Origin of the sequence: Halomonas sp. BL6, assembly GCF_006228115.1 — a bacterium.
In the GTDB taxonomy this organism is placed as follows: domain Bacteria; phylum Pseudomonadota; class Gammaproteobacteria; order Pseudomonadales; family Halomonadaceae; genus Vreelandella; species Vreelandella piezotolerans.
This window is the reverse complement of sequence record NZ_VDGL01000007.1, coordinates 108,350-132,834: the sequence shown is the minus strand read 5'-3', so window position 1 is coordinate 132,834 and position 24,485 is coordinate 108,350. Positions and strand designations below refer to the sequence as shown.

The 24,485-nt window shown below is 57.5% G+C and carries 20 protein-coding genes; 16 read left to right on the top strand and 4 right to left on the bottom strand.

Annotation, left to right across the window (positions count from 1 at the left end; all coding sequences use genetic code 11):
* Positions 1-7 precede the first annotated feature (7 nt).
* Together FHJ80_RS14960 and lipB are read left to right on the top strand one after the other, a co-directional pair.
* Positions 8-319, top strand: coding sequence for a YbeD family protein (locus FHJ80_RS14960; protein ID WP_139528126.1), 312 nt, complete (start codon positions 8-10; stop codon positions 317-319).
* Positions 320-321: 2 nt separating this feature from the next.
* Entirely contained in the window at positions 322-990 is a 669-nt protein-coding gene (gene lipB / locus FHJ80_RS14955) for a lipoyl(octanoyl) transferase LipB (protein ID WP_139528125.1), read from the top strand.
* Positions 991-1,035: 45 nt separating this feature from the next.
* Here the strand turns inward: lipB and lipA are convergent, their stop codons facing one another.
* On the bottom strand, positions 1,036-2,088 hold the full coding sequence (lipA, locus tag FHJ80_RS14950) for a lipoyl synthase (RefSeq protein WP_139528124.1): 1,053 nt from the start codon (positions 2,086-2,088) through the stop codon (positions 1,036-1,038).
* Positions 2,089-2,268: 180 nt separating this feature from the next.
* Positions 2,269-3,267, bottom strand: a complete 999-nt coding sequence (locus FHJ80_RS14945; protein WP_139528123.1) for a LysR family transcriptional regulator — start codon at positions 3,265-3,267, stop codon at positions 2,269-2,271.
* A gap of 278 nt (positions 3,268-3,545) precedes the next feature.
* Between FHJ80_RS14945 and FHJ80_RS14940 the strand changes: the two genes are divergently transcribed.
* The 6 genes from FHJ80_RS14940 to FHJ80_RS14915 all read left to right on the top strand — a co-directional run bounded on the left by FHJ80_RS14940 (position 3,546) and on the right by FHJ80_RS14915 (position 11,228).
* The gene (locus FHJ80_RS14940) at positions 3,546-5,930 is read left to right on the top strand and encodes a DUF3141 domain-containing protein (protein WP_139528122.1); all 2,385 of its coding nucleotides are present in this window, start codon (positions 3,546-3,548) and stop codon (positions 5,928-5,930) included.
* Positions 5,931-6,252: 322 nt separating this feature from the next.
* Entirely contained in the window at positions 6,253-8,880 is a 2,628-nt protein-coding gene (gene topA, locus FHJ80_RS14935; protein ID WP_139528121.1) for a type I DNA topoisomerase, read from the top strand.
* Entirely contained in the window at positions 8,877-9,338 is a 462-nt protein-coding gene (locus tag FHJ80_RS14930) for a DUF6586 family protein (protein ID WP_139528120.1), read from the top strand. Before topA ends, FHJ80_RS14930 begins: the two co-directional genes overlap by 4 nt.
* Positions 9,339-9,457: 119 nt before the next feature.
* Positions 9,458-9,922, top strand: coding sequence for a 2-hydroxyacyl-CoA dehydratase (locus FHJ80_RS14925; RefSeq protein ID WP_139528119.1), 465 nt, complete (start codon positions 9,458-9,460; stop codon positions 9,920-9,922).
* A 185-nt stretch (positions 9,923-10,107) separates the two neighbouring features.
* The gene (locus FHJ80_RS14920) at positions 10,108-10,740 is read left to right on the top strand and encodes a murein L,D-transpeptidase family protein (protein ID WP_139528118.1); all 633 of its coding nucleotides are present in this window, start codon (positions 10,108-10,110) and stop codon (positions 10,738-10,740) included.
* A 224-nt stretch (positions 10,741-10,964) separates the two neighbouring features.
* Entirely contained in the window at positions 10,965-11,228 is a 264-nt protein-coding gene (locus FHJ80_RS14915; RefSeq protein WP_016914087.1) for an Lpp/OprI family alanine-zipper lipoprotein, read from the top strand.
* A gap of 99 nt (positions 11,229-11,327) precedes the next feature.
* Here the strand turns inward: FHJ80_RS14915 and FHJ80_RS14910 are convergent, their stop codons facing one another.
* Both FHJ80_RS14910 and mfd read right to left on the bottom strand, forming a co-directional pair.
* Complete coding sequence (locus tag FHJ80_RS14910; RefSeq protein ID WP_139528117.1) at positions 11,328-12,461, bottom strand: L,D-transpeptidase family protein; 1,134 nt, start codon at positions 12,459-12,461, stop codon at positions 11,328-11,330.
* Positions 12,462-12,559: 98 nt separating this feature from the next.
* Entirely contained in the window at positions 12,560-16,009 is a 3,450-nt protein-coding gene (gene mfd / locus FHJ80_RS14905; protein ID WP_176558255.1) for a transcription-repair coupling factor, read from the bottom strand.
* 242 nt (positions 16,010-16,251) lie between these two features.
* Between mfd and FHJ80_RS14900 the strand changes: the two genes are divergently transcribed.
* The 8 genes from FHJ80_RS14900 to nqrM all read left to right on the top strand — a co-directional run bounded on the left by FHJ80_RS14900 (position 16,252) and on the right by nqrM (position 24,477).
* Complete coding sequence (locus FHJ80_RS14900) at positions 16,252-17,706, top strand: glyceraldehyde-3-phosphate dehydrogenase (protein WP_139528115.1); 1,455 nt, start codon at positions 16,252-16,254, stop codon at positions 17,704-17,706.
* Between the two features lie 317 nt (positions 17,707-18,023).
* A complete protein-coding gene (locus FHJ80_RS14895; RefSeq protein WP_139528114.1) occupies positions 18,024-19,373 on the top strand; it encodes a Na(+)-translocating NADH-quinone reductase subunit A in 1,350 nt (449 codons plus the stop codon).
* Complete coding sequence (locus FHJ80_RS14890) at positions 19,373-20,599, top strand: NADH:ubiquinone reductase (Na(+)-transporting) subunit B (protein ID WP_139528113.1); 1,227 nt, start codon at positions 19,373-19,375, stop codon at positions 20,597-20,599. Before FHJ80_RS14895 ends, FHJ80_RS14890 begins: the two co-directional genes overlap by 1 nt.
* The gene (locus FHJ80_RS14885) at positions 20,599-21,420 is read left to right on the top strand and encodes a Na(+)-translocating NADH-quinone reductase subunit C (RefSeq protein WP_139528112.1); all 822 of its coding nucleotides are present in this window, start codon (positions 20,599-20,601) and stop codon (positions 21,418-21,420) included. The genes FHJ80_RS14890 and FHJ80_RS14885 overlap by 1 nt, the downstream gene beginning before the upstream one ends.
* A gap of 2 nt (positions 21,421-21,422) precedes the next feature.
* Entirely contained in the window at positions 21,423-22,091 is a 669-nt protein-coding gene (locus FHJ80_RS14880; protein WP_139528111.1) for an NADH:ubiquinone reductase (Na(+)-transporting) subunit D, read from the top strand.
* 1 nt (position 22,092) lies between these two features.
* Positions 22,093-22,710 carry an NADH:ubiquinone reductase (Na(+)-transporting) subunit E gene (gene nqrE / locus FHJ80_RS14875; protein ID WP_044628064.1) on the top strand — a complete coding sequence of 206 codons (618 nt, stop codon included), beginning with the start codon at positions 22,093-22,095 and terminating at the stop codon, positions 22,708-22,710.
* 68 nt (positions 22,711-22,778) lie between these two features.
* Positions 22,779-24,011 carry an NADH:ubiquinone reductase (Na(+)-transporting) subunit F gene (gene nqrF, locus FHJ80_RS14870; RefSeq protein WP_139528110.1) on the top strand — a complete coding sequence of 411 codons (1,233 nt, stop codon included), beginning with the start codon at positions 22,779-22,781 and terminating at the stop codon, positions 24,009-24,011.
* Positions 24,012-24,222: 211 nt separating this feature from the next.
* A complete protein-coding gene (nqrM, locus tag FHJ80_RS14865) occupies positions 24,223-24,477 on the top strand; it encodes a (Na+)-NQR maturation NqrM (protein WP_139528109.1) in 255 nt (84 codons plus the stop codon).
* The last annotated feature ends 8 nt before the right edge of the window (positions 24,478-24,485 follow it).

Here is a 24,485-nt window from a genome sequence, read left to right as displayed (position 1 = left end):
GCGAGTTATGAAAAAAGGTGCCAAGCAAGGGCTGCGTGATTTACGCCAGCCCGTGGCGAAAGAGCCACCCAAAATTACCTTCCCGTGCGATTACCCGTTAAAGGTCGTGGGCGATGCGGCTGACGATTTTCCGGCCACCGTGTGCCAAGTCATCGTGCGTCACGCGCCTGACTTCGATGAGACCACGTTGGAAGTCGTGGATAGTCGCAATGGTCGTTTCCAGTCCGTTCGAGTCACCATCGTGGCCACAGGGGAACAGCAGTTGAGCCAACTGTTCGACGAGCTGAAGGCCACTGGCCGCGTGCACATGGTGGTATGACCATGAGCGACGACGCCCCGATTGCTCTGCATCGCCTCGGTCATCGCCCCTATCTACCAGTATGGGAAGCCATGCGTGAGCTTACCGACACGCGCGATGAAAACACGGCGGATCAATTTTGGCTGGTCGAGCATGAGCCTGTATTTACCCAAGGGCAGGCGGGCAAGCCAGAGCACCTGTTGATGCCGGGCGATATTCCCGTGGTCAATACCGACCGGGGCGGACAGGTCACCTATCACGGGCCGGGGCAGGTGATCCTCTATCCGCTGCTGGACGTGCGTCGGGGCAAGATTGGCGTGCGTGACTTGGTCACGGCGCTCGAAAATGCCGTGATCGACGTGCTAGACGCGTATGGAGTGCGCGGCTGGGCCAAGCCCGATGCGCCGGGGGTTTACGTAGAAACGGCCATGGGGGAGGCCAAAATCGCCTCGCTCGGCCTGCGTATTCGTCGTGGGGCCAGCTACCATGGCGTCGCGCTGAACGTCGACGGCGACCTGTCTCCATTTGCGCGTATCAATCCTTGTGGCTACGCGGGTATGCAGGTCACTCGTCTTGCCGATTTGGTCGATCTCTCTCATGGACAAGACGGGGCTAATGTTAAAGACGTTGGCGAACGGCTTGCGCAGGCGTTGGCCGCGCGACTGAAGCGTAGCCTGGTAGTGCCTGCGTAACGAAGACTGCCTGCAGAGCGCTGTATGCAGGCAGTCCGCGGCGAGTTAGCCGACGTTGAAGGCGGGGATGCGGTTGCTGTCCGGCTCTTGACCTGGAATGGCCGCAGGAGCGGCAAGACCCAAGTTGTTCTTTTCGAACACGCGGTCTGCCCGGTAGCTGGAGCGCACCAGCGGGCCAGAAGGCACTTCCATGAAGCCTTTCTCTAGTCCCAGTACGCGATAGCGCTCGAACTCGTCGGGGCTGACCCAGCGCTCCACCGCTAGGTGGTTTTTCGTCGGGCGCAGGTACTGCCCCAGCGTCACGATATCGACACCAATCTCACGCAAATCGTCGAAGGTTTGCAGGATCTCTTCGTCCGTTTCTCCCAGACCCAGCATCAAGCTGGTTTTGGTGATGATGTCGGGGCGATACTGCTTGGCGTGGGCCAATACGTCGAGCGTTTTGCGGTAGCCAGCGCGAGGGTCGCGCACTTTGCTGGTCAGCCGCTCGACGGTTTCGACGTTTTGGGCAAACACCTCCAATCCCGAGTCTACTACGCGCTCGATGGCAGATTTGTCGCCGTCGAAATCGGGTGTGAGAGCTTCCACGACGACATCGGGCGTGCGCGCTTTGATGGCACGGATGCAGTTGGCGTAGTGAGTGGCACCACCGTCGTCGAGGTCGTCGCGGTCGACGGAGGTCAGCACGATATAGCGCAGCCCCATCAGCTCGACGGACTTCGCGGTGTTGTCGGGCTCTTCGTGGTCCAGCCAGCCTTTCGGGTTGCCCGTGTCCACCGCGCAGAATCGGCAGGCACGCGTGCATACGGAACCCATTAGCATGATGGTCGCGGTGCCGTTGCTCCAGCACTCGCCCATGTTAGGGCAGTGGGACTCGGCGCAAACGGTACTCAGGCGGTGAGTGGCCACGTTTTTCTTCACGGCGTCGAATCGCTCGCCGCCGGGAATTTGCGCGCGCAGCCACTTAGGCTTGCGCTCGAGTGACGGGGCATCCACCTGCGCTTTGCGCTGCTTCATGCCGTCTTTGATCACCGTCATGCCGTGTTCGTTACGGAATTTTTCGCCGCTGGGCACGCGCTGGGAAGGGGTGTTGCTCATAGGAGAGAGCCTCTCTACTGTGCGGCTGGCAAAGGGAACGATCGCACGAGGTACGCTGCAAACCACGTTTGTCTAACGGAGTCGCTCGGCGACTGCCTGCCATGCCCTGAGTAACGCTAACTGATACGTAGGTTGTAGATAATGTAACATATCTGAACATCAACAAGACACCGTGTACCGCTACTCATCGTGTGCCAATGAGAGAGGGGGCAGGCAGGAAACGCCATGACTGGGTAGCGGGCTAGCCGGGGCCTGAAAGTGGCGCTGGAACTCGCCTAGATGCTCACGGACGAAGCGTAAGAAAAGCTCGGCCGCTGGCGTCGGGAAGTGGTCGCGGCGATACACCGTGCACCAAGCGCGGCGAATGGGGAAGTTGGGCAGTGCCAGGGTGGCTAGCAACCCCTGTTCGAGCTCGCGCTGTACGGCTAAACGGGGCAACACGGCGACACCCAGGTGAGCCATGACTCCCTGTTTGATAGCTTCGTTGGTGCCCAGCTCGATACGGTGGGCCAGCCCCACTTCCTGATCCACGGCGAGCTGCTCGAAGGCACTGCGCACCCCCGATCCTGGTTCGCGCATCAGCACGAAATGCCGCGCGAAATCGACCAGCGTCGGGCGAGGCATGCTGAGCAGTGGATGCTCTGGCCATACCACCGCTACCAATTCGTTTTCGAGGATCGGCATGACCACTAAGCCATCGTCCTCGGGCACCATGGCCATGATAACGACGTCATCCTGCTGCTCGGCCAGCCTTTCGAGTGCCTGACTGCGATTGCAGACCTTTAGCCGTAGCTGCACGTCTGGATAGCGTGCGCGAAATTTAGCCAGCACATAGGGCACGACATACTGCGCGGAGGAGACGGCAGCGACGTTCAACTTGCCGCTGATTTTGCCGTTAATGTCTGACAGGCTCATTTGTAGACGAGAGAGCTGCCCAAAAATTTCCCGGGTCGAGAGCGCCAACGTATCGGCAGCAGGGAGAGCGTGAAGTGTTTTTCCCGCGTACTTGAACAGCGGCTGCCCAACGGCTTGCTCTAGCTGACGCATCTGCGCACTCACGGCAGGTTGGGTCAAGCCTAGCTGCTCGGCCGCTCGGGAGTAAGAGCGTTGACGATGTACCGCTTGAAACACCTGCAACTGACGGAACGTTAAGCGGTTGAGCAGCGTGGGGGATGACATAATTACCTCGGGGTAAGCTTCCTCTAGGTGAGATGCGCTGGCGCTTTGCGTGCCACTGCTAGCGATAAGCGCGGCGTCATCGGTGAAATGCTACCACTGATTGAGCGCTACCGCTTTGAAAGCTGGGGTTACGACTCTGGTGCGGGTGGCTTAAAGAGGGGAAAGTACAAAAGCGGGCGGTAATCATCGACGTTAGGCAGGGAGTGGCCTAAACTATATTGCATTGCAGCATTATTGCTTCGGGACGGGTGCCCAGCATCAACCCAACGGGAGACTCTATGAACTTTCTCGCAAACCCACTACTGGCGTCGACATCGAGCAGTGACGCGCTCGCAAGCATGATGGACCCCTTTGGGTTCGGACGTGCGGCCATGAACTACTGGCGAGACAGCGTCGAGCGTAACATTCTTTACTGGGATGTAATGCGCGAACGCGGTAACCAATATCTAGCGCACATGGAGCAGACCAAGCCCAATGTGTTGGGGTTCGAGACAGAAATTTTGATGGATGGGCGTACGCTGCCCAACCCGACGAACTATGAGCTGCTGCGCGTTCTTCCGCCTAGTAATGTCCAGGTCGACCCACAAAAACGTCCCTTCGTGGTGGTCGACCCCCGCGCGGGCCATGGTCCTGGGATCGGCGGTTTCAAGCCGGACAGCGAGCTTGGTGTTGCCTTGAAAGCGGGACATCCTTGCTACTTCATTGGCTTCTTGCCTTTCCCTGAGCCGGGCCAAACCGTCGAGGACGTGGTCGAGGCGGAAGTGGCGTTTTTACGCCACGTCATCGAGCTGCACCCAGAAACCACCGAAAAACCCATGGTGGTCGGCAACTGTCAGGCAGGCTGGCAGATCATGATGGCGGCCGCTTTGGAGCCCGATGTCTTCGGCCCGATCCTGATTGCCGGAGCACCGCTCTCTTATTGGGCAGGCGAGCACGGTAAAGCGCCCATGCGCTACACCGGTGGCATGACGGGCGGTAGCTGGATCACGGCGCTAACCAGCGATATCGGCAATGGTCTGTTCGACGGCGCTTGGTTGGTACAGAACTTCGAGCGCCTCAATCCGGCCAACACCTACTGGAAGAAGCAGTACCACCTTTACGCCAACGTGGATACCGAAACCAAGCGCTACTTGGAGTTCGAACGTTGGTGGGGAGGCCACGTGGTATTGGGCGGCGACGAAATTCAGTACATCGTCGACAACCTATTCGTGGGCAATCGTCTCTCGACCGCGCAACTGGTCACTCGCGACGGTCGCCGCATCGATTTGCGCAACGTGCGTTCGCCGGTCGTGGTGTTCTGCTCGCGTGGCGATGACATTACGCCGCCGCCCCAAGCGTTGGGCTGGATTCGTGATCTTTACGAAGGCGAGGAAGATATCATCGCCAACGAGCAAACGATCATCTACTGCCTGCACGATACCACCGGCCATTTGGGTATTTTCGTTTCTGGTAGCGTCTCGCGTAAAGAGCACTCCGAGTTCACGGCGAACATGGATTATATCGACGTCATGCCGCCGGGGCTCTACGAGACGACCATCTCCCATGCCAGTGAGCGTACGGATGCCGAACTGATCGAGCGGGACTACCTGCTGGAGTTCACGCCGCGTAATTTCGCAGAACTCGACCAAGACGTGATGCACAAGCCCGAGGATGATCGGCGCTTTGCGACGGTCGCGCGTATCTCCGAAATCAATTTGGGACTTTACCGTCTTTACCTGCAGCCCTGGCTACAGGCTGTCATGACACCTGAAGCTGCCCGCTGGATTCGGCGCATGCATCCCATCCGCTTAGGATACAAGCTCCTCTCAGATCGCAATCCGCTGACGGTGCCGCTACCCGTCATGGCAGAGTACGTTCGTCGTCATCGTCAGCCGGTCGAACAGGACAATATGTTCAAAGCATTGGAAAGCATGGCGTCCGATCAGATCGTGGCGAGCTTGGATGCTTGGCGAGATCTGCGCGATAGCAGCACTGAGCGGATGTTCATGGATATTTACGGTCAGCCGCTTCTGCAAGCAGCCGTCGGCTTGTACGGCGATGCCCACGTCCATCGTCGCCGTCCGGGCGCCGAGCCTGAGCACCGCCGTTTTATCGAGCATCGTCAAAACGAGCTGCGTCACAAAATTGCCCAGGGGGGGCCTCATGAGGCCGTGATGCGCTCCGTTATTTACGTGCTTGGCGGTGCACCGGCCACCGACGAGCGCAACTTCAAGCGGTTGCGTGCATCACGCGCAGAACTCGAGCCGAGCACTTCGCTTAGTGAGTTCAAGCGTTTGGTTCGCGAGCAATTCTTCATTCTGAAGCTCGATAGGGAGCAAGCGCTAGCATCGCTGCCTACGCTGCTGAAGGGTCAAAGCAACGAGCGCATCGATGGCTATATTACTCACCTCGAACACGTATTTGCGGCGAGCGGTGAGCTCTCGGAGCACGCGGCCGAACGCTTCGAGCAGGTTAAGGCTCTGTTTGACAAGGCGCGCCCCAAAGCCGTGAGCGCACCTGCAGCCAAGGCGTCCGGCGAGGCTGAGAACGCCTCTGTCGAGAGTGCCAAGACAAAGGAGGTGGCCCCTGCTAACGCCGCGCCGGATACGGCCAGTGATACGGCTGCTAAAAAGCCCTCACGTCGAGCGCCAAGCCAGCGAAAAGGAACCCAGCGCAAGCAATAATACGCTTGCCTGACGTCGCTGCGCCCCCACTCACTCGTGGGGGCGTTTTTTATGCAAGGCGACTGTTTGGGTTGCCGAGCGGCAAGCGGCAGTCTAGTGTCTAGCTACCCCTTGATAAAACGGCATCCCCTATCCTTTCGAGTGTGACGCACTGACGATGCGAAGCGTCAACCCTGCATTTCCCGGTTAGGTTGCTACTGGCGCTTCATCAAGGGCTGGGGTAGGGTAGGCGCATTTTTTCATGGTCGTCATGCCAAGGTGGTGGCGGCAACGTATTCAGAGCATGGGCGACAGCGCCTGGGCAATAGGAAAGTGGAGCACTATGGGCAAGTCACTGGTCATCGTCGAATCGCCCGCGAAAGCGAAGACGATCAATAAGTATCTCGGCAACGATTTCATCGTCAAGTCGAGCGTGGGCCACATACGTGACCTGCCGACCAGCGGCTCAGGCAAGGCAGCCTCCGACCCGAAGGAGCGCGCTCGCCAAGCCGCGGCAACGCGTAAGATGTCGGCGGAAGAGAAGGCTGAGTATAAAAAGCGCAAGGCCCACGATCAGTTGATTCGGCGTATGGGTATCGACCCCGATAACGGCTGGGAAGCTCACTATGAGGTGCTGCCCGGTAAAGAGAAGGTCGTCGCCGAACTCAAAAAGCTCGCCGAGAAAGCCGATGCCGTCTATCTCGCGACGGATTTGGACCGCGAAGGGGAAGCCATTGCGTGGCACCTTCGCGAGACCATTGGGGGCGACGACAGCCGCTATAAGCGCGTGGTGTTCAACGAAATTACCAAGAACGCCATTCAAGATGCCTTTAAAGCGCCTGGCGCGCTGAACTTGCCCCGTGTCGAAGCCCAGCAGGCACGTCGTTTTCTCGATCGTGTCGTGGGCTTCATGCTGTCGCCTTTGCTGTGGGCAAAAATTGCTCGGGGGCTTTCTGCTGGGCGCGTGCAGTCGGTGGCGGTGCGCCTGATCGTCGAGCGTGAGCGGGAGATCCGTGCGTTCATTCCCGAAGAGTTTTGGGATGTGCATGCGGACCTCGTCTCCCCAGAAGGCGAGCTGGTGCGGTTTGCTCTGGCGAGGCAAGATGGGAAGGCGTTCCGCCCCACGTCCGAACAAGAGACGATGGAGCGCATCGTTCAGCTGCGTAAAGCCAAGCTGTCGATCACCTCTCGCGAGGATAAGCCGACCAGTTCCAAGCCCACTGCACCGTTCATTACCTCGACACTTCAGCAGGCCGCCAGTGGTCGATTAGGGTTTTCGGTCAAGAAAACCATGACCATGGCTCAGCGCCTCTATGAAGCGGGCTACATCACCTATATGCGTACTGACTCCACCAACCTCTCGAAAGATGCGGTTGAGAGCGTTCGTTCGTTTATTGGTGATGAGTATGGGGCGCGCTATTTGCCCGAGTCGCCCAACCGTTACAGCAGCAAAGAGAGCGCCCAGGAGGCCCACGAGGCCATCCGCCCCTCGAGTGTCGAGCGTAAAGCAACGGATCTCTCAGGCATGGAGCGCGACGCCGAGCGTCTCTACGAGCTCATTTGGCGACAATTCGTGGCGTGCCAGATGACGCCTGCCGAATACCTCTCCAGTACGCTGAGTGTGGAAGTGGATGGCTATGAGCTGCGAGCCAAAGGCCGCGTGCTGAAATTCGATGGTTACACACGGGTGATGAAACCCACCGGCAAAAATGAAGACCAAAGCTTGCCGGACCTGCCGACCGGCACGAACATGCGTCTCGAGACGCTCGATCCACAGCAGCATTTCACCAAGCCGCCTGCTCGCTACACCGAAGCCAGCTTGGTCAAAGAGCTAGAGAAGCAGGGCATAGGGCGCCCTTCGACCTACGCGTCGATCATCTCGACCATTCAGGACCGCGGCTATGTGAAGCTGGAGAGCCGCCGTTTCTATGCCGAAAAACTAGGGGACATCGTCACCGAGCGGCTGAAAGAATCCTTCCCGGATCTGATGGACTACTCCTTCACGGCGCGCATGGAAGATAGCCTTGATGAGGTGGCCGAAGGCGAGCGTAACTGGCAGGCGCTGCTCGACGCGTTCTACGATGAATTCCGCATGGAGTTGATGAAGGCCGAAAGCGAGGAGGGCATGCGCCCCAACCAGCCGGTGCCTACCGACATCGACTGCCCGAGCTGCGGCCGGAAAATGCAGATTCGCACGGCCTCGACCGGCGTCTTCCTGGGATGCAGTGGCTACAATTTACCGCCCAAAGAGCGCTGCAAGACGACCATCGACCTGATTCCTGGCGAGGAAGCGGTGGCAGAAGATGCCGGTGAAGAGGCGGAAACCGATGCGTTGCGCGCCAAGCGCCGCTGCCCGAAATGCGGCACGGCCATGGATAACTACCTGATCGATGAAACCCGCAAGCTGCACATTTGCGGTAACAGCCCTGACTGCGAAGGCTACGAAGTCGAAAGCGGTAAGTTCAAGATCAAAGGCTATGACGGCCCGCTCATCGAGTGCGATAAGTGCGGCTCGGACATGCAGCTCAAATCCGGGCGGTTTGGCAAGTACTTTGGCTGCACCAACAGCGAGTGTAAAAACACCCGTAAGCTGCTGCGCAGCGGCGAAGTAGCGCCGCCCAAAATGGACCCTATCCCCATGCCGGAGCTGGCCTGCCAAAAGGTAGATGACCACTATGTACTGCGTGATGGGGCAAGCGGACTGTTTTTGGCGGCGAGTAAATTCCCTAAAAACCGGGAAACACGCCCGCCGCTGGTCAAGGAACTCAAAGCGCATGCCGATGAGCTGCCGGAGAAGTACCACTTCATCTTGAAAGCGCCGAGTGAAGACCCGGATGGTCGTCCTGCGCAAATTCGCTACTCACGTAAAAACAAAGAGCAGTACGTGATGACCGACGAAGAGGGTAAAGCGACCGGGTGGAAAGCAACCTTCGAAGGCGGCAAATGGCACGTGGAGGATAAACGCAAGTGAGCCCGCGTTCCCGTACTAACCAGTTATTGTATCAGGCCGAACTGCTGGTAGGCCTACCGGTAGGCGATGACGAGCACAGCCCTGCCCGTCGGATGGCCATCGAAGAGAGCGCGCTGGCGCTGTTCGAGCTAGCACTGGGCTCGCTGCTCAAAGAGGTGACCGAGCACGCACGGTTGACGAGCCATGACTGGCGCGCGCTGCTCGCCAATGACGGGCCCGATGTGGCCGAGCTCCAGCGTCTGCGTGACGCCATGCATCAACCCGACCACTGGCTTCATTGGCTCGTGGGGCAGCTAGACAAGCTGCACAGTGACGAAGGGGCCGCACGGCGCACCGTGCAGAACCCTGCCATGATCGCCGTTGGCAGCCAGCGCTCGCTGGCAGAGCAACTGTTGGACAACCTAGCGGCTGCCAAACGAGAGATCGCTTCGCTGAGAGAGACCAGCGAGGAGTGGTAGATCGCACTGCGCTGACATAGGGTCGAGGGAGGCGCGATGAGGAAATCGGCGCTGTGCGTTAGCCTTGAAATGGGCTGATTCGCCCTCAGGTTCTTAACACAACCACAGAGGAGACACGGATGCGCTACAACCAAGTCAAGGATCTCATCGAGTGGGCGACAGGCTATCATGCTCGTATGGCGCGTCAGTATAGCGATGCTGCCAGTCAAGCCGAGCTTGAACGTTTGGCCATGGCGCTACGCTATTTAGCGGACAGCGAGTTGAAAATGAAAACGGGGCTAGAAGCGCTGTTTCATGATGGCTCAGACCACCGCGAAGTACTGGAGACCTGGTTCGATGATTCCAGCGACTTCCCGCAGCCCCCTGAGCTGGAAGCGCTTGCCGAGCAGAGTGTGGCGGGCTCCATCGATGAGCTAACCGAGACGGCAGTAGAGGCTCATCGTAAGCTTCAGAGCCTCTATGAGCATCGGGCGTCGCGAGCCAAAATCGAGCCAGAGGAAACGTTTTTCAATGCTCTTGCTCAAGGCCACAACGCAGAGGCTCGCAAGCTCGTCGTCAGTATGCAAGAGTTTGACGACCTCTAGGTGCGGGCTGCTCGATGTAGCGCCATCGACTGCACCGTTTTGCTGGCGCATCGTGTAGAGCGAGCGATGCTTATCAACGCATATTGCTTGCTAATACGCTGACAATGGCGGCATCTTTAAGGTATAACAGCCATCATTAACGCATTGTCGGTCAGCACCGCTGGCCCGTTTTTTTGAGAGCCATAATGATGCCTGTGAACCGCCGCCGATTTTTAGCGATGGCCCTGAGCTGGCCCGCCGTAGCCACCGCTGCGACGACCAGCACCGTCGACGACTATGCGCCGCCCGACCTAGTGGCGACGTTGCTTACTCGTGCGCCAGTGCCGCGCCATAGCAATGAGCTATGGGTGCTGATCGACGACAAAGACGCTACGCTGAGTATTTTCCGTGGCAATGCATTGATCGAACGCTTCGCGCCTATCTCTTTAGGCCGTGGTGGGGCCAAGACCCAGCGTGTTCGCGGTGATAACGTCACGCCGCTGGGCGAGTTTCGGATCAATCGATTTAATTACGAAAGTCAGTGGCATATCTTCATCGGTATCGATTATCCTACGCCACCTCACGCCCGAATGGCGCTCGATGCAGGTATCTACTCCCAAGCGGATTACGAGGCCTACTTCGATCACTACCGGCGTTTTGGCTCTCCCCCGCAAAATACGGCGCTGGGAGGCGCTATTGGCATTCACGGGATCGGCGGCGGTGATCCAGACATTCACGGTAACTTCCACTGGACCCAAGGGTGTGTGGCGGTGACCAACGAAGAGATCGAGCGAGTCGCCCAGCTAGTAGATGTTGGCACTCGCGTGGTGATCCGCTAGGCTTGTGTTGTTGAAGGAAGTTCTAGGTTTTGAACACGTGGCTATAGACAACCGCTGTGGTCTATTATAAAACAGCGTTTGACTTGCGTACCCTGGTACGTAACCCTGGTACAAGTCGCTGTAACGAACCTGCACCGCAGGTAGACAAATTTAAGCTAACGTTTTAGCCTTATTTTTTGTCATACCCTTAACGTAGTACCCAAGGAAGACTCAAGGAGAACACTATGACTCTGAAGACTGCTCTGAAGATGACTGCCGCTGCCGCTTCTCTGGCAATCCTGGCTGGCTGTGCTTCTACCAGCGCTCTGGAAGAAGTTCGCATGACTGCTGAATCTGCACAAGCTGACGCTGCAGAAGCTCGCAGCATGGCTTCACAAGCTCTGAACACTGCAAACCAAGCTCAGCGCGACGCGCAAGCTGCTCTGCAGATGTCTGAGCAGAACCGTGAAGAAATGAACCGCATGTTCCAGCGTTCCATGCAGAAGTAATTCTGCTTGGGCCACCGGACATGATGCATGTTCGGTGGCTGCTGTAGATGTGAAAAACCCCGCCTTGGCGGGGTTTTTTGTTGTCTAGCGTTTGCCTTATCAGGCATCGCCTTCCACACGGACGGTAGTGGAGAGCTCGACACCCTCCAAAATCCCTTCCAGTTGTTGTGTGGGCTGCGGTTCGGGTTCCGGCTCAGGAGCAGGTGCCTGTGGGCCGTAAAGCGCCACGAAACGGCCATTTGGCGCTTCTACCGCACGCTTGACCTGTTCGTAGTCTATCTCCGCTTGATCTTCAGCAAGTTCGCTGACGCGCTCGATGGCATTGAGCAACGGCTCGAAGTCACCGACGTTCTCTTCCAGCTGCGGATAAGACTGCACGAACAGCGTACCGTCAGCTGCCCAACCCGCTTTGAACGGTGCATCCATCAGGTTGACTTGAGTGCCGCTAGGCAGACGCTCGTAGAGTGATTCGATATCTTCCGGGTACATGCGAATACAGCCGCGGCTGACACGCATACCCACGCCATCAGGCTTATTGGTTCCATGGATCAAGTAGCTCGGCATGGCCAGCAAGATGGCGTGACGGCCAAGCGGGTTGTCAGGCCCTGGTGGAACGATAGCAGGTGCAGGCTCGCCCCTTGCAGCCGCTTCACGACGCATCGAGGCGGGCGGTGCCCAGGCAGGGTCTTTGACTTTGACCGTGGTCCGCGTGATGCCTACCGGAGTTGCGAACTCCTCGCGGCCAACGCTGACAGGGTAGGTTTCCACAATGCCGGGATTGTCGGCAGGGTAGTAGTAAAGGCGCAGCTCGGAGAGATTGACCACCACGCCCTCACGTGGCGCAGGCGGCAGAATGTAGCGCGCCGGAATCACTACCTCGGTACCTTCACCCGGTACCCATAGACTAACGTCTGGATTCGCCATGCGAATCTCTTCGTAGCCAATATTATGGCGACGTGCGATGTCGATCAGCGTCTCTTCCGGATTATCGACGGTAACGGTGTAGTACTCACCGATGATGTCGCCATGTTCGGGTAAGCGGAAATGGCCACGCGGCAATTCACGGGCGTCGGCAACTTGCTCGGCACTGGTAGCGGCATCGCCGGTGATGGCCACCGCCGTCTCGGCTTGTTCGGCCGACGGTTGTGCATGAGCGGGGCCTGCTAGGCTGGCTGCTAGCAATACGGCTAGGCTGGTGGGGCCCCAACGGGTGATAGTCTTACGAATGGTCATGGTCGATCCTAGTCAATGTATGCACGGCTGGTACGCATGGTAACAGGCAGCGTTGCGTAACCGATGTGTGCTGCTTAAACATAAGTTTGCCCCAAGGTTCACGCTGCCGCTACTTTTTGATTGAGGGTCGTGAGCAGGGTTTCGATCTTTTCGAAACGCTGTTCGGCCGATTCCATTGGAAATTCAAATCGTAAGGTGTCTGAGCCGTCCAGGCGGTAGTGCTGGGGGGATGTCTGGATCAGGGTGACAAGCGTTAGCGGGTCGATCTCGGTGCTGCTATTGAAGATCACTCGCCCGCGCTGTTCGCCCGCTTCAATGCGGGCCACGCCGAGCTGCTCGGCTCGGTGGCGTAGCTTGGTTTGGCGTATCAGGTTTTTCAACGGCTGGGGGAGTAGGCCGAAACGGTCGATTAGCTCCACCTGGAGCTCTTTCAGCTCGGCATCCGACTGAGTGTTGGCAATGCGTTTGTACATGACAAGACGCTGCTGTACGTCGTGCACGTAGTCATCTGGGATCAAGGCGGGCAGATTAAGGCTAATCTCGACGCCGGTATTGAAGGGGGCGTCGATATTGGGCGTTTTGCCCGCGCGAATGGCCTTCACCGCTCGGTCCAGCATCTCCATGTAGAGAGTGTAACCGATGGTTTCCATTTGGCCGCTCTGCTCGTCACCCAAAAGCTCTCCGGCGCCGCGAATTTCCATATCGTGGCTGGCCAGTGTGAAGCCTGCGCCGAGATCGTCGGACGCGCTGATGGCTTCGAGGCGTTTGACCGCATCGCGGGTCATGGCTTTGGGGGGCGGCGTCAGTAGATACGCATAAGCCTGATGATGGCTGCGTCCCACGCGGCCACGCAGCTGGTGAAGTTGCGCCAAGCCAAACTTGTCGGCTCGCTCGATCAGAATGGTATTGGCACTGGGGACGTCGATCCCCGTTTCGATGATGGTCGAGCAAACCAGCACGTTGAAACGGCGATGATAGAAGTCTGACATGACACGCTCGAGACTGCGTTCAGGGAGCTGGCCATGGGCCACGGCCACGCGCGCCTCGGGTACCAGTTCGCGAATCTGTTCAGCCGCGTTCTCGATGGTTTTGACTTCATTGTGTAAGAAGTACACCTGGCCACCGCGCAGAATCTCCCGCAGCAGCGCCTCTTTGATGACGCTGTTGTCTCGCTGCTGCACAAAGGTTTTGACCGACAGGCGCCGAGCGGGAGGCGTAGCGATGATGGACAGATCGCGGATGCCGCTCATGGCCATGTTGAGCGTGCGAGGAATCGGCGTGGCCGTTAGCGTGAGAATGTCGATTTCAGCTCGCAGGGTTTTGAGCTTCTCTTTCTGGGCGACGCCGAAGCGGTGCTCCTCGTCGATGATCAACAGGCCCATTTTGGGTAGTTCGACGCTCTTTGAAAGCAATTTGTGGGTGCCGATGACGATATCGGTCTGGCCACTTTTGATGCTCTCCAGCGTTTGGGTCATCTCTTTGCCGCCGGTAAAACGCGAGATCAAGCTGATATTGACGGCGGTATCGGCAAAGCGGTCGCGGAAGTTTTCGAAATGCTGGCGCGCTAGCAGGGTGGTGGGCACCAGTACCACAACTTGTCGGCCGGACTGCACGGCGAGGAATGCCGCCCGCATGGCGACCTCGGTTTTACCGAAGCCCACATCACCGCACACCACCCGGTCCATCGGCTGGGGCGACACCATATCGCCGATGACGGCCTCGATGGCCGCCTGCTGGTCGGGTGTCTCTTCGAAGGGGAAGCTGGCCGCGAAGCGCACGTACTCCTCCCCTGGCGTTTCGTAAATCACGCCCTGCTGGGCTTCGCGGCGCGCATAGATGTCGAGCAGCTCGGCAGCGGTATCGCGGATTTTCTCGGCGGCTTTGCGACGGGCTTTTTCCCACTGATCGGAGCCCAGTTTGTGCAGTGGGGCGAGCTCGTCATCGGCGCCGCTGTAGCGGGAGATGAGGTGTAAGCTGTCCACCGGCACATACAGCTTGGCGCCGTCGGCGTAGGAGAGGGCAAGAAACTCATTGGCCTGACCGCCTGCCTCTAGGGTTTCCAACCCCAGGTAGCGACCCACGCCGTGGGCCTGGTGAACCACCGGCGCGCCCTCGCGCAATTCGGAGAGGTGTCTTACCGCCAATTCATTGTCGTCGGTGGCCTTTTCCCGCCGACGGCTTTGGCGCACCACGTCGCCAAACAGCTCGGTTTCGCTGATCACCGCCACATCCGGCTCGGTGAGCCAGAGGCCGCTGCCGACCAAACTTTCGGTAATCGCCATGCGTTGGGTGCCGGCCAAGAATGCTTGGAAACTGTCGCTATGAGGCAACGACAGTTTCAGCGGAGCGAGGACGTCTTCCAGGGCTTCCCGACGTCCGCGGGATTCCGCGACGAACAGCACACGGGTGTCGGCGTGCTGTTCCAAAAAATTGGCCAGCTCGCTCAACGGCTGCTTGGCGCGGGCGTTGATCGAGAGGGTAGGTAGGGCTTGTGCCAGTGGGCTCAGCGCGTGGCGCTGGGTGTCGTCCTCGGTGAGCTCCAGGCGCGGCCGCGCTTTGATGGCGGAAAACACCTCGTTGACCGGGAAAAAAGCGCGATGGGGCGGCAGGAGCGGGCGCGTCGGGTCGACGCCAAGATTGACATAACGCGATTCGATGGCCTGCCAGTGCTGCTCGGCAGCTTCAAATACGCCTGGCAGAAGGGCGACGCGGGTGTCGTCGGTGACGTGCTCGAACAGGGAGGCGGTTTCGTCGAAGAACAGCGGTAAGTACTGCTCTAGCCCGGGAGAGGGGATCGCTTTCAGCGCGTCGTTGTAGAGTGGGCACTGGCGCGGGTCGACGTCGAAGAGCGTTTCGAACTGTTCGCGGAAGCAGGCAATCGCGCTACGACTCAACGAGTACTCATGTGCGGGCAGCAGCTCGATGGTGTCGACTTTGTCCGTAGAACGCTGACTGCCAGGATCGAAGTGGCGCAGTGTATCGATCTCGTCATCGAAGAGATCGATGCGGATCGGTTCGTCCATGCCCATGGCAAACAGGTCGATGATGGCGCCACGCATGGCGTACTCGCCTGGCTCGTACACCGTTTCGACCGCACGATAGCCTGCCCGGGAGAGCGATTCACGAAACGTCTCGCGGTTTAACGTAGCGCCAGCCTTGAGCGTCATTACGCGGCCAGCGATATAGGAGACCGGCGGCAGGCGCTGCATGAGCGTATTGATCGGCACGAGCACGATGCCGCGCACACCATCTTGCAATTGGCGCAGCGTTCTCAGCCGCGCAGAGATGATGTCCTGGTGCGGCGAAAAGCTGTCGTAGGGCAGCGTTTCCCAATCGGGCAAGGGGAGTACGGGCACGCTGCTGTAAAACGCCAGATCCTGCTCCAGACGCTGCGCGCTGGCTGTGTTGGGGGTGATCACCAGCAGTGGCGCATGGGAGGCTGTCTGAGCGAGCGCCAAGGCAGTCGCACTGCCCGGCGGCGCTTTCAGGTAAAGCGTGTCGCGTATCCCTTGCGGCTGAGGCGGTTCGAGCAGAGAGAAAGAAGACATAATTAAGGTATCGTTTTGCGCAGAAACGGAACCAAGATCATACACGATCCGCCCTTTGGCGCAGAGGCTTTGGCGCCATGGGGCGTTAAGATCGCTTGGTCGCTGCATCATTGGCGTTTGTAGTCAATACCCTTTTTCTGTAATACCCCTACATGTTGTGCGACTATCCATTCATTGCGGCACCTTAATAAGCTCCGGATAATACTCGGGACATCCCCGTTCATAACTCAATGAGGCCGCACGTGAGTCAGCAAGCGCTCGAAAACGTTTTTCAAGAATGGCAAAACAATGAAGCTCTGGCGGAGCAAATGATCCCACTAGTGGGGCAGCTCTATCGCCAGAACAACGTTGTGGCCACGATGTTCGGACGCTCTCTGATTAAGCGGTCGGTCATTCGCATTCTCAAAGATCACCGTTTCGTGCGTAAGATCGAAGGGACCGAGCTGTCCGTGGCGGATACCTTTCCCATCGTTAAGGCGATGAGCGAGATGAACCTGGGGCCTGCCCACGTAGATGTAGGCAAGCTGGCGGTCAGCTTCAAGCGGCAAGGTGGCGGTGACCTGAATGCCTTCTTGAACAAGGAGCTGAACGAGATCATCGACGGCTACCAGCCGGGTGCCAGCACGGGTGAGCCAAAAGATGTAGTGCTTTACGGTTTTGGGCGCATTGGACGCTTGCTGGCCCGGGTCATGGTCGAAAAAGCCGGTGGCGGTAACCTATTGCGTCTACGTGCCATTGTGGTGCGTGGTCGCGGGGACGTTGCTAAAGATCTAGAGAAGCGCGCTAGCCTGCTACGCCGTGATTCTGTGCACGGCCCGTTCGATGGTACCATCACTGTCGATGCCGATGCGCGTACCCTGACCATCAATGGCAACGTGGTCCAAGTGATCTATGCGGATTCTCCGAGTGACATCGACTACACCGCCTATGACATCCACAACGCGGTCATCGTCGACAATACCGGTATCTGGCGCGACGAAGCGGGCCTGGGGCAACATTTGGAGTGTAAAGGAGCAGCAAAAGCGCTGCTGACCGCTCCAGGTAAAGGCGATATCAAAAACATCGTGTTCGGTATCAACCACGAGTCGATCGGCGATAGCGACCGTATCGTCTCGGCGGCATCGTGCACCACCAACGCCATCGTGCCGGTTCTCAAGGTGCTCAACGATGAGTTTGGCGTGGTGACGGGGCACGTGGAAACCGTCCATGCTTACACCAACGATCAGAACCTCATCGATAACTACCACAAGGGCGATCGTCGCGGCCGCAGCGCAGCACTGAACATGGTGCTGACCGAAACCGGTGCTGCCAAAGCCGTTGCCAAGGCGCTGCCGGAGCTGGAAGGCAAGCTGACCGGTAACGCCATCCGCGTGCCCACGCCGAACGTCTCCATGGCGATTCTAAATTTGACCCTGGAGAAAGGCACCGACGCCGAAGCGCTCAACGACTATCTGCGTCGTATGTCCATCGATTCCGCTTATCAAAAACAGATCGATTTCGTCGACTCGGCCGAGGTGGTCTCGTCGGATTTCGTCGGCAACCGCCATGCGGGCATCGTTGATGCCAAAGCGACCATTGCCAACGGCAACCACGCGGTCGTGTACGTTTGGTACGACAATGAGTTTGGCTATAGCTGCCAGGTCATTCGCATTCTGCAGCACATGTCCAACGTGCAATTTTTGAAGCTGCCACACTAAGCCGATGCGGCTATAGACGCGGTAAGCGCTAAATTAGCGTATCAGCGACATCGGTTTGACCAACGCCACCCTCGGGTGGCGTTTTTTTGTTCCAGAAACAAATGGCCTAGAACGGCACATAGCACTTTTGGAGGCCATCAGGGATGTGGTCATTGGCCGCGCTTATCTTTATAATGCGATAGATTTTTCGGGGTGGTTCAAGCGTGCTTGAGCCTGACTGGTAACGATCTGAACAGCAAAACAAGAATTCACTGAACAGAAAATAAGCATTCGAACCCCTTACCTTCGTATATCCGATCCATCAACTGGGCGAGACTATGATCGAAGTCAAAAAAGGCCTGGATCTCCCCATCACGGGAGCGCCCGAGCAGCGTATTGACAATGCGCAGCCTGTGCGTCACGTGGCAATCCTGGGCACTGACTATGTTGGCATGAAGCCAACCATGGAAGTTCAGGAAGGGGATAAGGTCAAATTAGGCCAGCTTCTCTTCACCGACAAGAAAATCGACGGCGTTCGTTTTACGGCGCCTGCCGGTGGTGAAGTGGTCGCTATTAACCGTGGCGAAAAACGACGTCTACTGTCTGTGGTCATTAAAGTCGATGAAAATGAAGAAGCGATGACATTTGCTTCTCATGATCGTGGCGCTTTAGCACAGCTCGATCGTCAAACCGTTGTCGACCAGCTCGTCGAGTCTGGCATGTGGACCGCTCTACGTACGCGTCCTTTCTCACGCACGCCAGCTATCGACAGTGTGCCTGCCGATATCTTCGTCACCGCCGTGGATACTCATCCGCTGAGCGCTGACCCCGCCTTTATCATCAACGAAAATGCTCAAGCATTCGAAGACGGCCTCAAGGTGCTAACCCGCCTGACCGAGGGCAACGTTTTTCTGTGCACCGGAGCAAACGCTTCCGTACCCGGCGGCGATATTAGCGGCGTCAAGACAGAAAGTTTCGCTGGGCCGCACCCGGCAGGCTTGGTAGGCACGCATATTCATTACCTTTCGCCCGTCGCGCTGCACAAAAAAGTGTGGCACATCGGTTATCAGGACGTGATTGCGTTCGGTAAGCTGTTTACCGAAGGTAAGCTGGACATGAGCCGCATCGTTGCGGTGGGTGGCCCGCGTGCTGAAAAGCCTCGTCTGCTGCGCACCCGTATCGGGGCGAGCACCGAGGAACTCTTGGCAGGTGAAATCATCCAACCAGAAGACACCCGTGTGATTTCTGGCTCGGTCTTCTCTGGCGCTGCCGCAGAAGGCAAGGTGACTTACTTGGGGCGTTTCCACAACCAAGTCAGCTTGCTTGAAGAGGGCAACAAGCGCACGTTCATGGGTTGGCTCTCTCCCGGTGCCAATCGCCACTCGGTGATGGGCATCTATCTTTCAAAAATCAAAGGCCTGAGCAATTACGCGCCGACCACCTCGACGAATGGTTCCGAGCGAGCCATGGTGCCGGTGGGTAACTACGAACGCGTCATGCCGTTGGATGTCATGCCAACGCAACTGCTGCGTTCGCTGATTGTGGGCGACATTGAGGTTGCCATGCAGCTTGGGTGTCTTGAGCTGGACGAAGAGGATCTGGCGCTATGTACCTACGTTTGCCCCGGCAAATACGAGTACGGCCCAATCCTGCGTGACAATCTCACCATGATCGAGAAAGAGGCCTGATGATGGGTATTCGACAAACACTCGATAATCTCGAGCCGCACTTTCACAAAGGTGGTAAGTACGAAAAGTTCTACCCGCTCTATGAAGCGGTAGATACGATTTTCTACTCGCCCCCCAGCGTTGCAAAAACCACCGCTCACGTGCGTGATGGCGTCGACCTGAAACGCATCATGATCACGGTATGGATGTGTACCTTCCCGGCCATGTTCTTCGGTATGTGGAACGCAGGCTGGCAGGCGAACACTGCCATCGAAGCGGGTTATGCCTCCATGAACGGCTGGCGCGAAGCCATCATGATGACCCTCGCGGGCGGTCATGATCCCAGCAGCCTGTGGGCTAACTTCGTTCTTGGAGCGACTTACTTCCTGCCCATTTACCTCGTGACGTTCGTCGTAGGTGGTTTCTGGGAAGTGCTGTTTGCCATCAAGCGTGGCCATGAAGTCAACGAAGGTTTCTTCGTGACCTCCGTGCTGTTTGCGCTGATTCTGCCGGCCACCATCCCGCTTTGGCAGGTCGCTTTGGGGATTACCTTTGGCGTCGTGATCGGCAAAGAGATCTTTGGCGGCACGGGTAAGAACTTCCTGAACCCCGCGTTGACGGGTCGCGCGTTCCTGTACTTTGCTTATCCGGCGCAAATTTCCGGTGATGCAGTGTGGGTCGCCGCCGATGGCTACACGGGTGCGACAGCGCTCTCCATGGCGTTCCAAGACGGTATGTCTGCGCTGACCAACACCTATAGCTGGTGGGATGCGTTCCTGGGCTTCGTGCCAGGTTCCGTGGGTGAAGTTTCGACCCTGGCTATCCTGATCGGTGCCGCCGTACTGCTTTGGACCAAGATCGCCAACTGGCGCATCATGCTGGGCGTCTTCCTGGGCATGGTGATCACCAGCACGCTGTTCAACCTGATCGGCTCCGAGACCAATGCCATGTTCGCGATGCCGTGGTACTGGCACCTCGTCATTGGTGGTTTTGCCTTTGGTATGGTGTTCATGGCGACCGACCCAGTGTCTGCCGCGATGACCAACCAAGGTCGCTTGGTGTTCGGTGCCCTGATCGGTGTGATGACGGTCTTGATCCGCGTAGTCAACCCGGCTTTCCCGGAAGGCATCATGCTGGCCATTCTGTTCGCCAACCTGTTTGCGCCGCTGATCGACCACTACTTCGTCCAGGCCAATGTTAAGCGCCGTCTCAAGCGTACTGGCGTACCGGCCGAGGAGACTGCCTAATGGCACAAGGTAACAACTCCATCAAGAAAGTTCTGATTGTCGCTTTCTCGCTGTGTATCGTGTGCTCGGTCATCGTCTCGACGGCGGCCGTGGCACTGCGCCCAGCGCAGCAGCTCAATCAGGAGCTGGACCGTAAAACCAACATCCTCAACGTGGCGCGTCTTTACGAGCCAGGAATGGATGTGGAAGAGACGTTCAGCAATCAGATCACTGCCCGCGTCGTCGAGCTGGAAACCGGTGACTACACCGAACAGTTCGACCCCAGTACCTTCGATGGTTTCGAAGCTGCACGCGATCCGGCCACTGGCCGTACGCTGTCTGGCGATCGTGACATCGCGGGACTCTCGCGCGTAGAAAATTTCGCGACTGTGTACCTAGTAGGCGATCCTGAGAATCCTGACCAGATCGTTCTGCCTATTCGTGGGCAGGGCCTGTGGGGCCGTATGATGGGATTCCTGTCGGTAGAAGGTGACGGCAACACCATCGTTAGTATCACTTACTACGACCACAGTGAAACGCCGGGCCTGGGTGCCGAAGTCAACAATCCGCGTTGGCAAGCCCAGTGGGAAGGTAAAGAGATCTACAGCGAAGAGGGCGACCTCTCTCCTGAAATCCACCTGACCAAAGGCGGTGCGAGTAACGAGCACGAAGTCGATGCGCTCTCCGGTGCTACGCTGACCAGTAACGGCGTGACCAACATGCTGCAGTTTTGGCTGAGTGAAGAGGGCTTTGCTCCTTACTTGGCTAAATTCCGCAGCGGAACCGAGCCATCAGACGCCGAAGACACCGAGACTGACTTCGACGACGTTGAGGGGGCCTGATCATGGCGGATGTAAATGCAAAAGGCGTTTTAACGGCGCCTATTTTCAAGAACAACCCCATTGCGCTTCAGATTCTGGGGATCTGTTCTGCACTGGCGGTGACCACCAGCATGAGCGTGTCGCTGGTCATGTCGCTGGCGGTTATTTTCGTAACCTCTTTTTCGAACCTGTTCGTATCGCTGATTCGGAATCACATTCCGTCTTCGATTCGTATCATCGTTCAGATGACCATCATTGCCTCGTTGGTCATCGTGGTCGACCAGATCCTCAAAGCCTATGCTTACGAAATGTCCAAGCAGCTGTCGGTGTTCGTCGGTCTGATCATCACCAACTGTATCGTAATGGGCCGCGCGGAAGGTTTCGCGATGTCCAATACGCCGGGCATGTCGTTCCTGGATGGTATCGGTAACGGCCTGGGCTACGGTTTCGTCCTGATGGTGGTAGGTTTCTTCCGCGAACTGCTGGGTGCTGGCAGCGTCTTCGGCTTCACCGTGCTGCCGACCATTCAGAATGGTGGCTGGTACGTGCCGAACGGTCTGCTGTTGCTGCCGCCGTCTGCTTTCTTCATCATTGGTCTGTTGATCTGGGTACTGCGCTCTGTCAACCCGGAGCAAGTCGAAGAGAACGAGTTCAAGATGAAGCACAACACCAAGCCGAAGGAGGCCGTGTAACATGGAACACTATCTGAGCCTTTTCGTCGCTTCGGTATTCGTCGAGAACATGGCACTTGCCTTCTTCCTGGGCATGTGTACGTTCCTCGCGGTATCCAAGAAGGTGTCTTCTGCCATCGGTCTCGGTATTGCCGTCATCGTCGTACTGACGATCACTGTGCCGGTCAATAACCTGGTATTCACGTACCTGCTGCAAGAAGGTGCGCTGACCTGGACCGGCATTAGCGGTGCTGAAAACATCGACCTGTCATTCCTGGGTCTGCTCTCGTACATCGGTGTTATCGCGGCCCTGGTACAGATCATGGAAATGTTCCTTGATAAGTACGTACCGTCGCTTTACAACGCCCTGGGTGTCTTCCTGCCGCTGATTACCGTTAACTGCGCCATCCTCGGTGGCGTACTGTTCATGGTGGAGCGTAGCTACAACTTTGGCGAGGCCGTGGTATATGGCTTCGGCGCGGGTACCGGTTGGGCGCTAGCGATCGCTGCGCTGGCAGGCATTCGTGAAAAGCTGAAGTACAGCGACGTGCCGGGCGGTCTGCAGGGTCTTGGCATTACGTTTATCACCGTTGGCTTGATGTCGCTGGGCTTCATGTCCTTCTCTGGCATTCAGCTTTAATCGGAGCCGGTTTTCTCGGCAGCCTAGGCTGCCGAGGTACAGAAAACCTTCAGCAATAGGAAACCGACATGGTTGATACATCTGTCATCTTGCTCGGTGTTGTCATGTTCACGGTCATCGTTATTAGCTTAACGGCGATCATTCTGGCAGCGCGCAGCAAGCTAGTGAGTAGCGGGGACGTGACGATCGAAGTCAACGGCGACCCCGAGCACACCCTGAAGACCCAAGCCGGCGGCAAGCTACTGAACACCCTGGCGGCCAACGGTATCTTCCTTTCCTCTGCGTGTGGCGGCGGCGGTTCCTGCGCCCAGTGCAAGTGCCGCGTGGAAGAGGGCGGCGGTTCTATCCTGCCGACGGAAGAGTCGCACTTCACCATGCGCGAGAAGAAAGAAGGCTGGCGCCTCTCTTGTCAGGTTCCTGTGAAGCAGGACATGAAAGTAGAAGTGCCGGAAGAAGTCTTCGGCGTGAAGAAGTGGGAAACCGAAGTAACGGCCAACCCGAACGTCGCGACCTTCATCAAAGAGCTCAACTTGAAGCTGCCCGAAGGCGAAGAAGTCGCTTTCCGTGCAGGTGGTTACGTTCAGCTCGTAGCTCCGCCTTACGACATCAAGTTCTCGGACTTCGATATCGAAGAAGAGTACCGTGGCGACTGGGAAAAGTTTGGTCTGTTCGACATTTCCCACAAGAACAACGAGGAAATCATCCGCGCCTACTCCATGGCGAACTACCCGGAAGAGAAAGGTCTCCTCAAGTTCAACATTCGTATCGCGACGCCGCCTCCTGGCACCAGCCATCCCCCGGGTCTCATGTCGACCTACGTCTTCAGCCTGAAGCCGGGTGACAAGGTGACCGTCATGGGGCCGTTTGGTGAGTTCTTCGCCAAAGACACCGATGCCGAGATGATCTTCGTCGGTGGTGGTGCGGGCATGGCGCCGATGCGTAGCCATATCTTCGACCAGCTCAAGCGTCTGAAGTCCGATCGTAAGATTTCGTTCTGGTACGGTGCGCGCTCCTGGCGTGAAACCTTCTACAACGAAGAGTACGATCAGCTGGCAGAAGAGTTCCCCAACTTCGAGTGGCATCTGGCGCTCTCCGATCCGCAGCCGGAAGACAACTGGGAAGGCCCGACGGGCTTCATTCACAACGTGCTTTACGAAAACTACCTGAAGGACCACCCGGCTCCTGAAGATTGTGAGTACTACATGTGTGGGCCGCCCATGATGAACGCCTCCGTTATTAAGCTGCTGCTTGATATGGGGGTCGAACCGGAAAACATCCTGTTGGATGATTTCGGCGGCTAATGTCGCATCCGCAGACGTTAGACACGGGGCTAGCCTTAGGGCTAGCCCCGTTCGTTTATGGAGTGATCGACATGCACATCGTGGGGAATTTGCCCGGAATGCCTGATCATTTTGCATTGGCTGGGGTACAATAGAAAATAATTTTTAAGGCACTTATCGGCGCGATGGCTGTCGGCAGGTAAGGCACTCAACGCAATGTCGGGAGGACCACATGGCAATTTGGCTACTGGTATTCGGTTTTATGGCGCTGATCATGGGGGCCATGGCCGTCGGTGTTTTGATGGGCCGTAAACCCATTGCAGGCTCCTGCGGCGGCTTGAACCAAATCGGCATGAAAGAGGGTTGCGATATTTGCGGTGGCAAAGACGAGGTTTGCGAAGAAGAGAACCGCAAACGCGGCAGCGTGCGCCGTCGCAGCGACGAAAGCCGCGGAGCAGACCTAGGCTATGATGCGACACGCCGTTGAGCCGCATC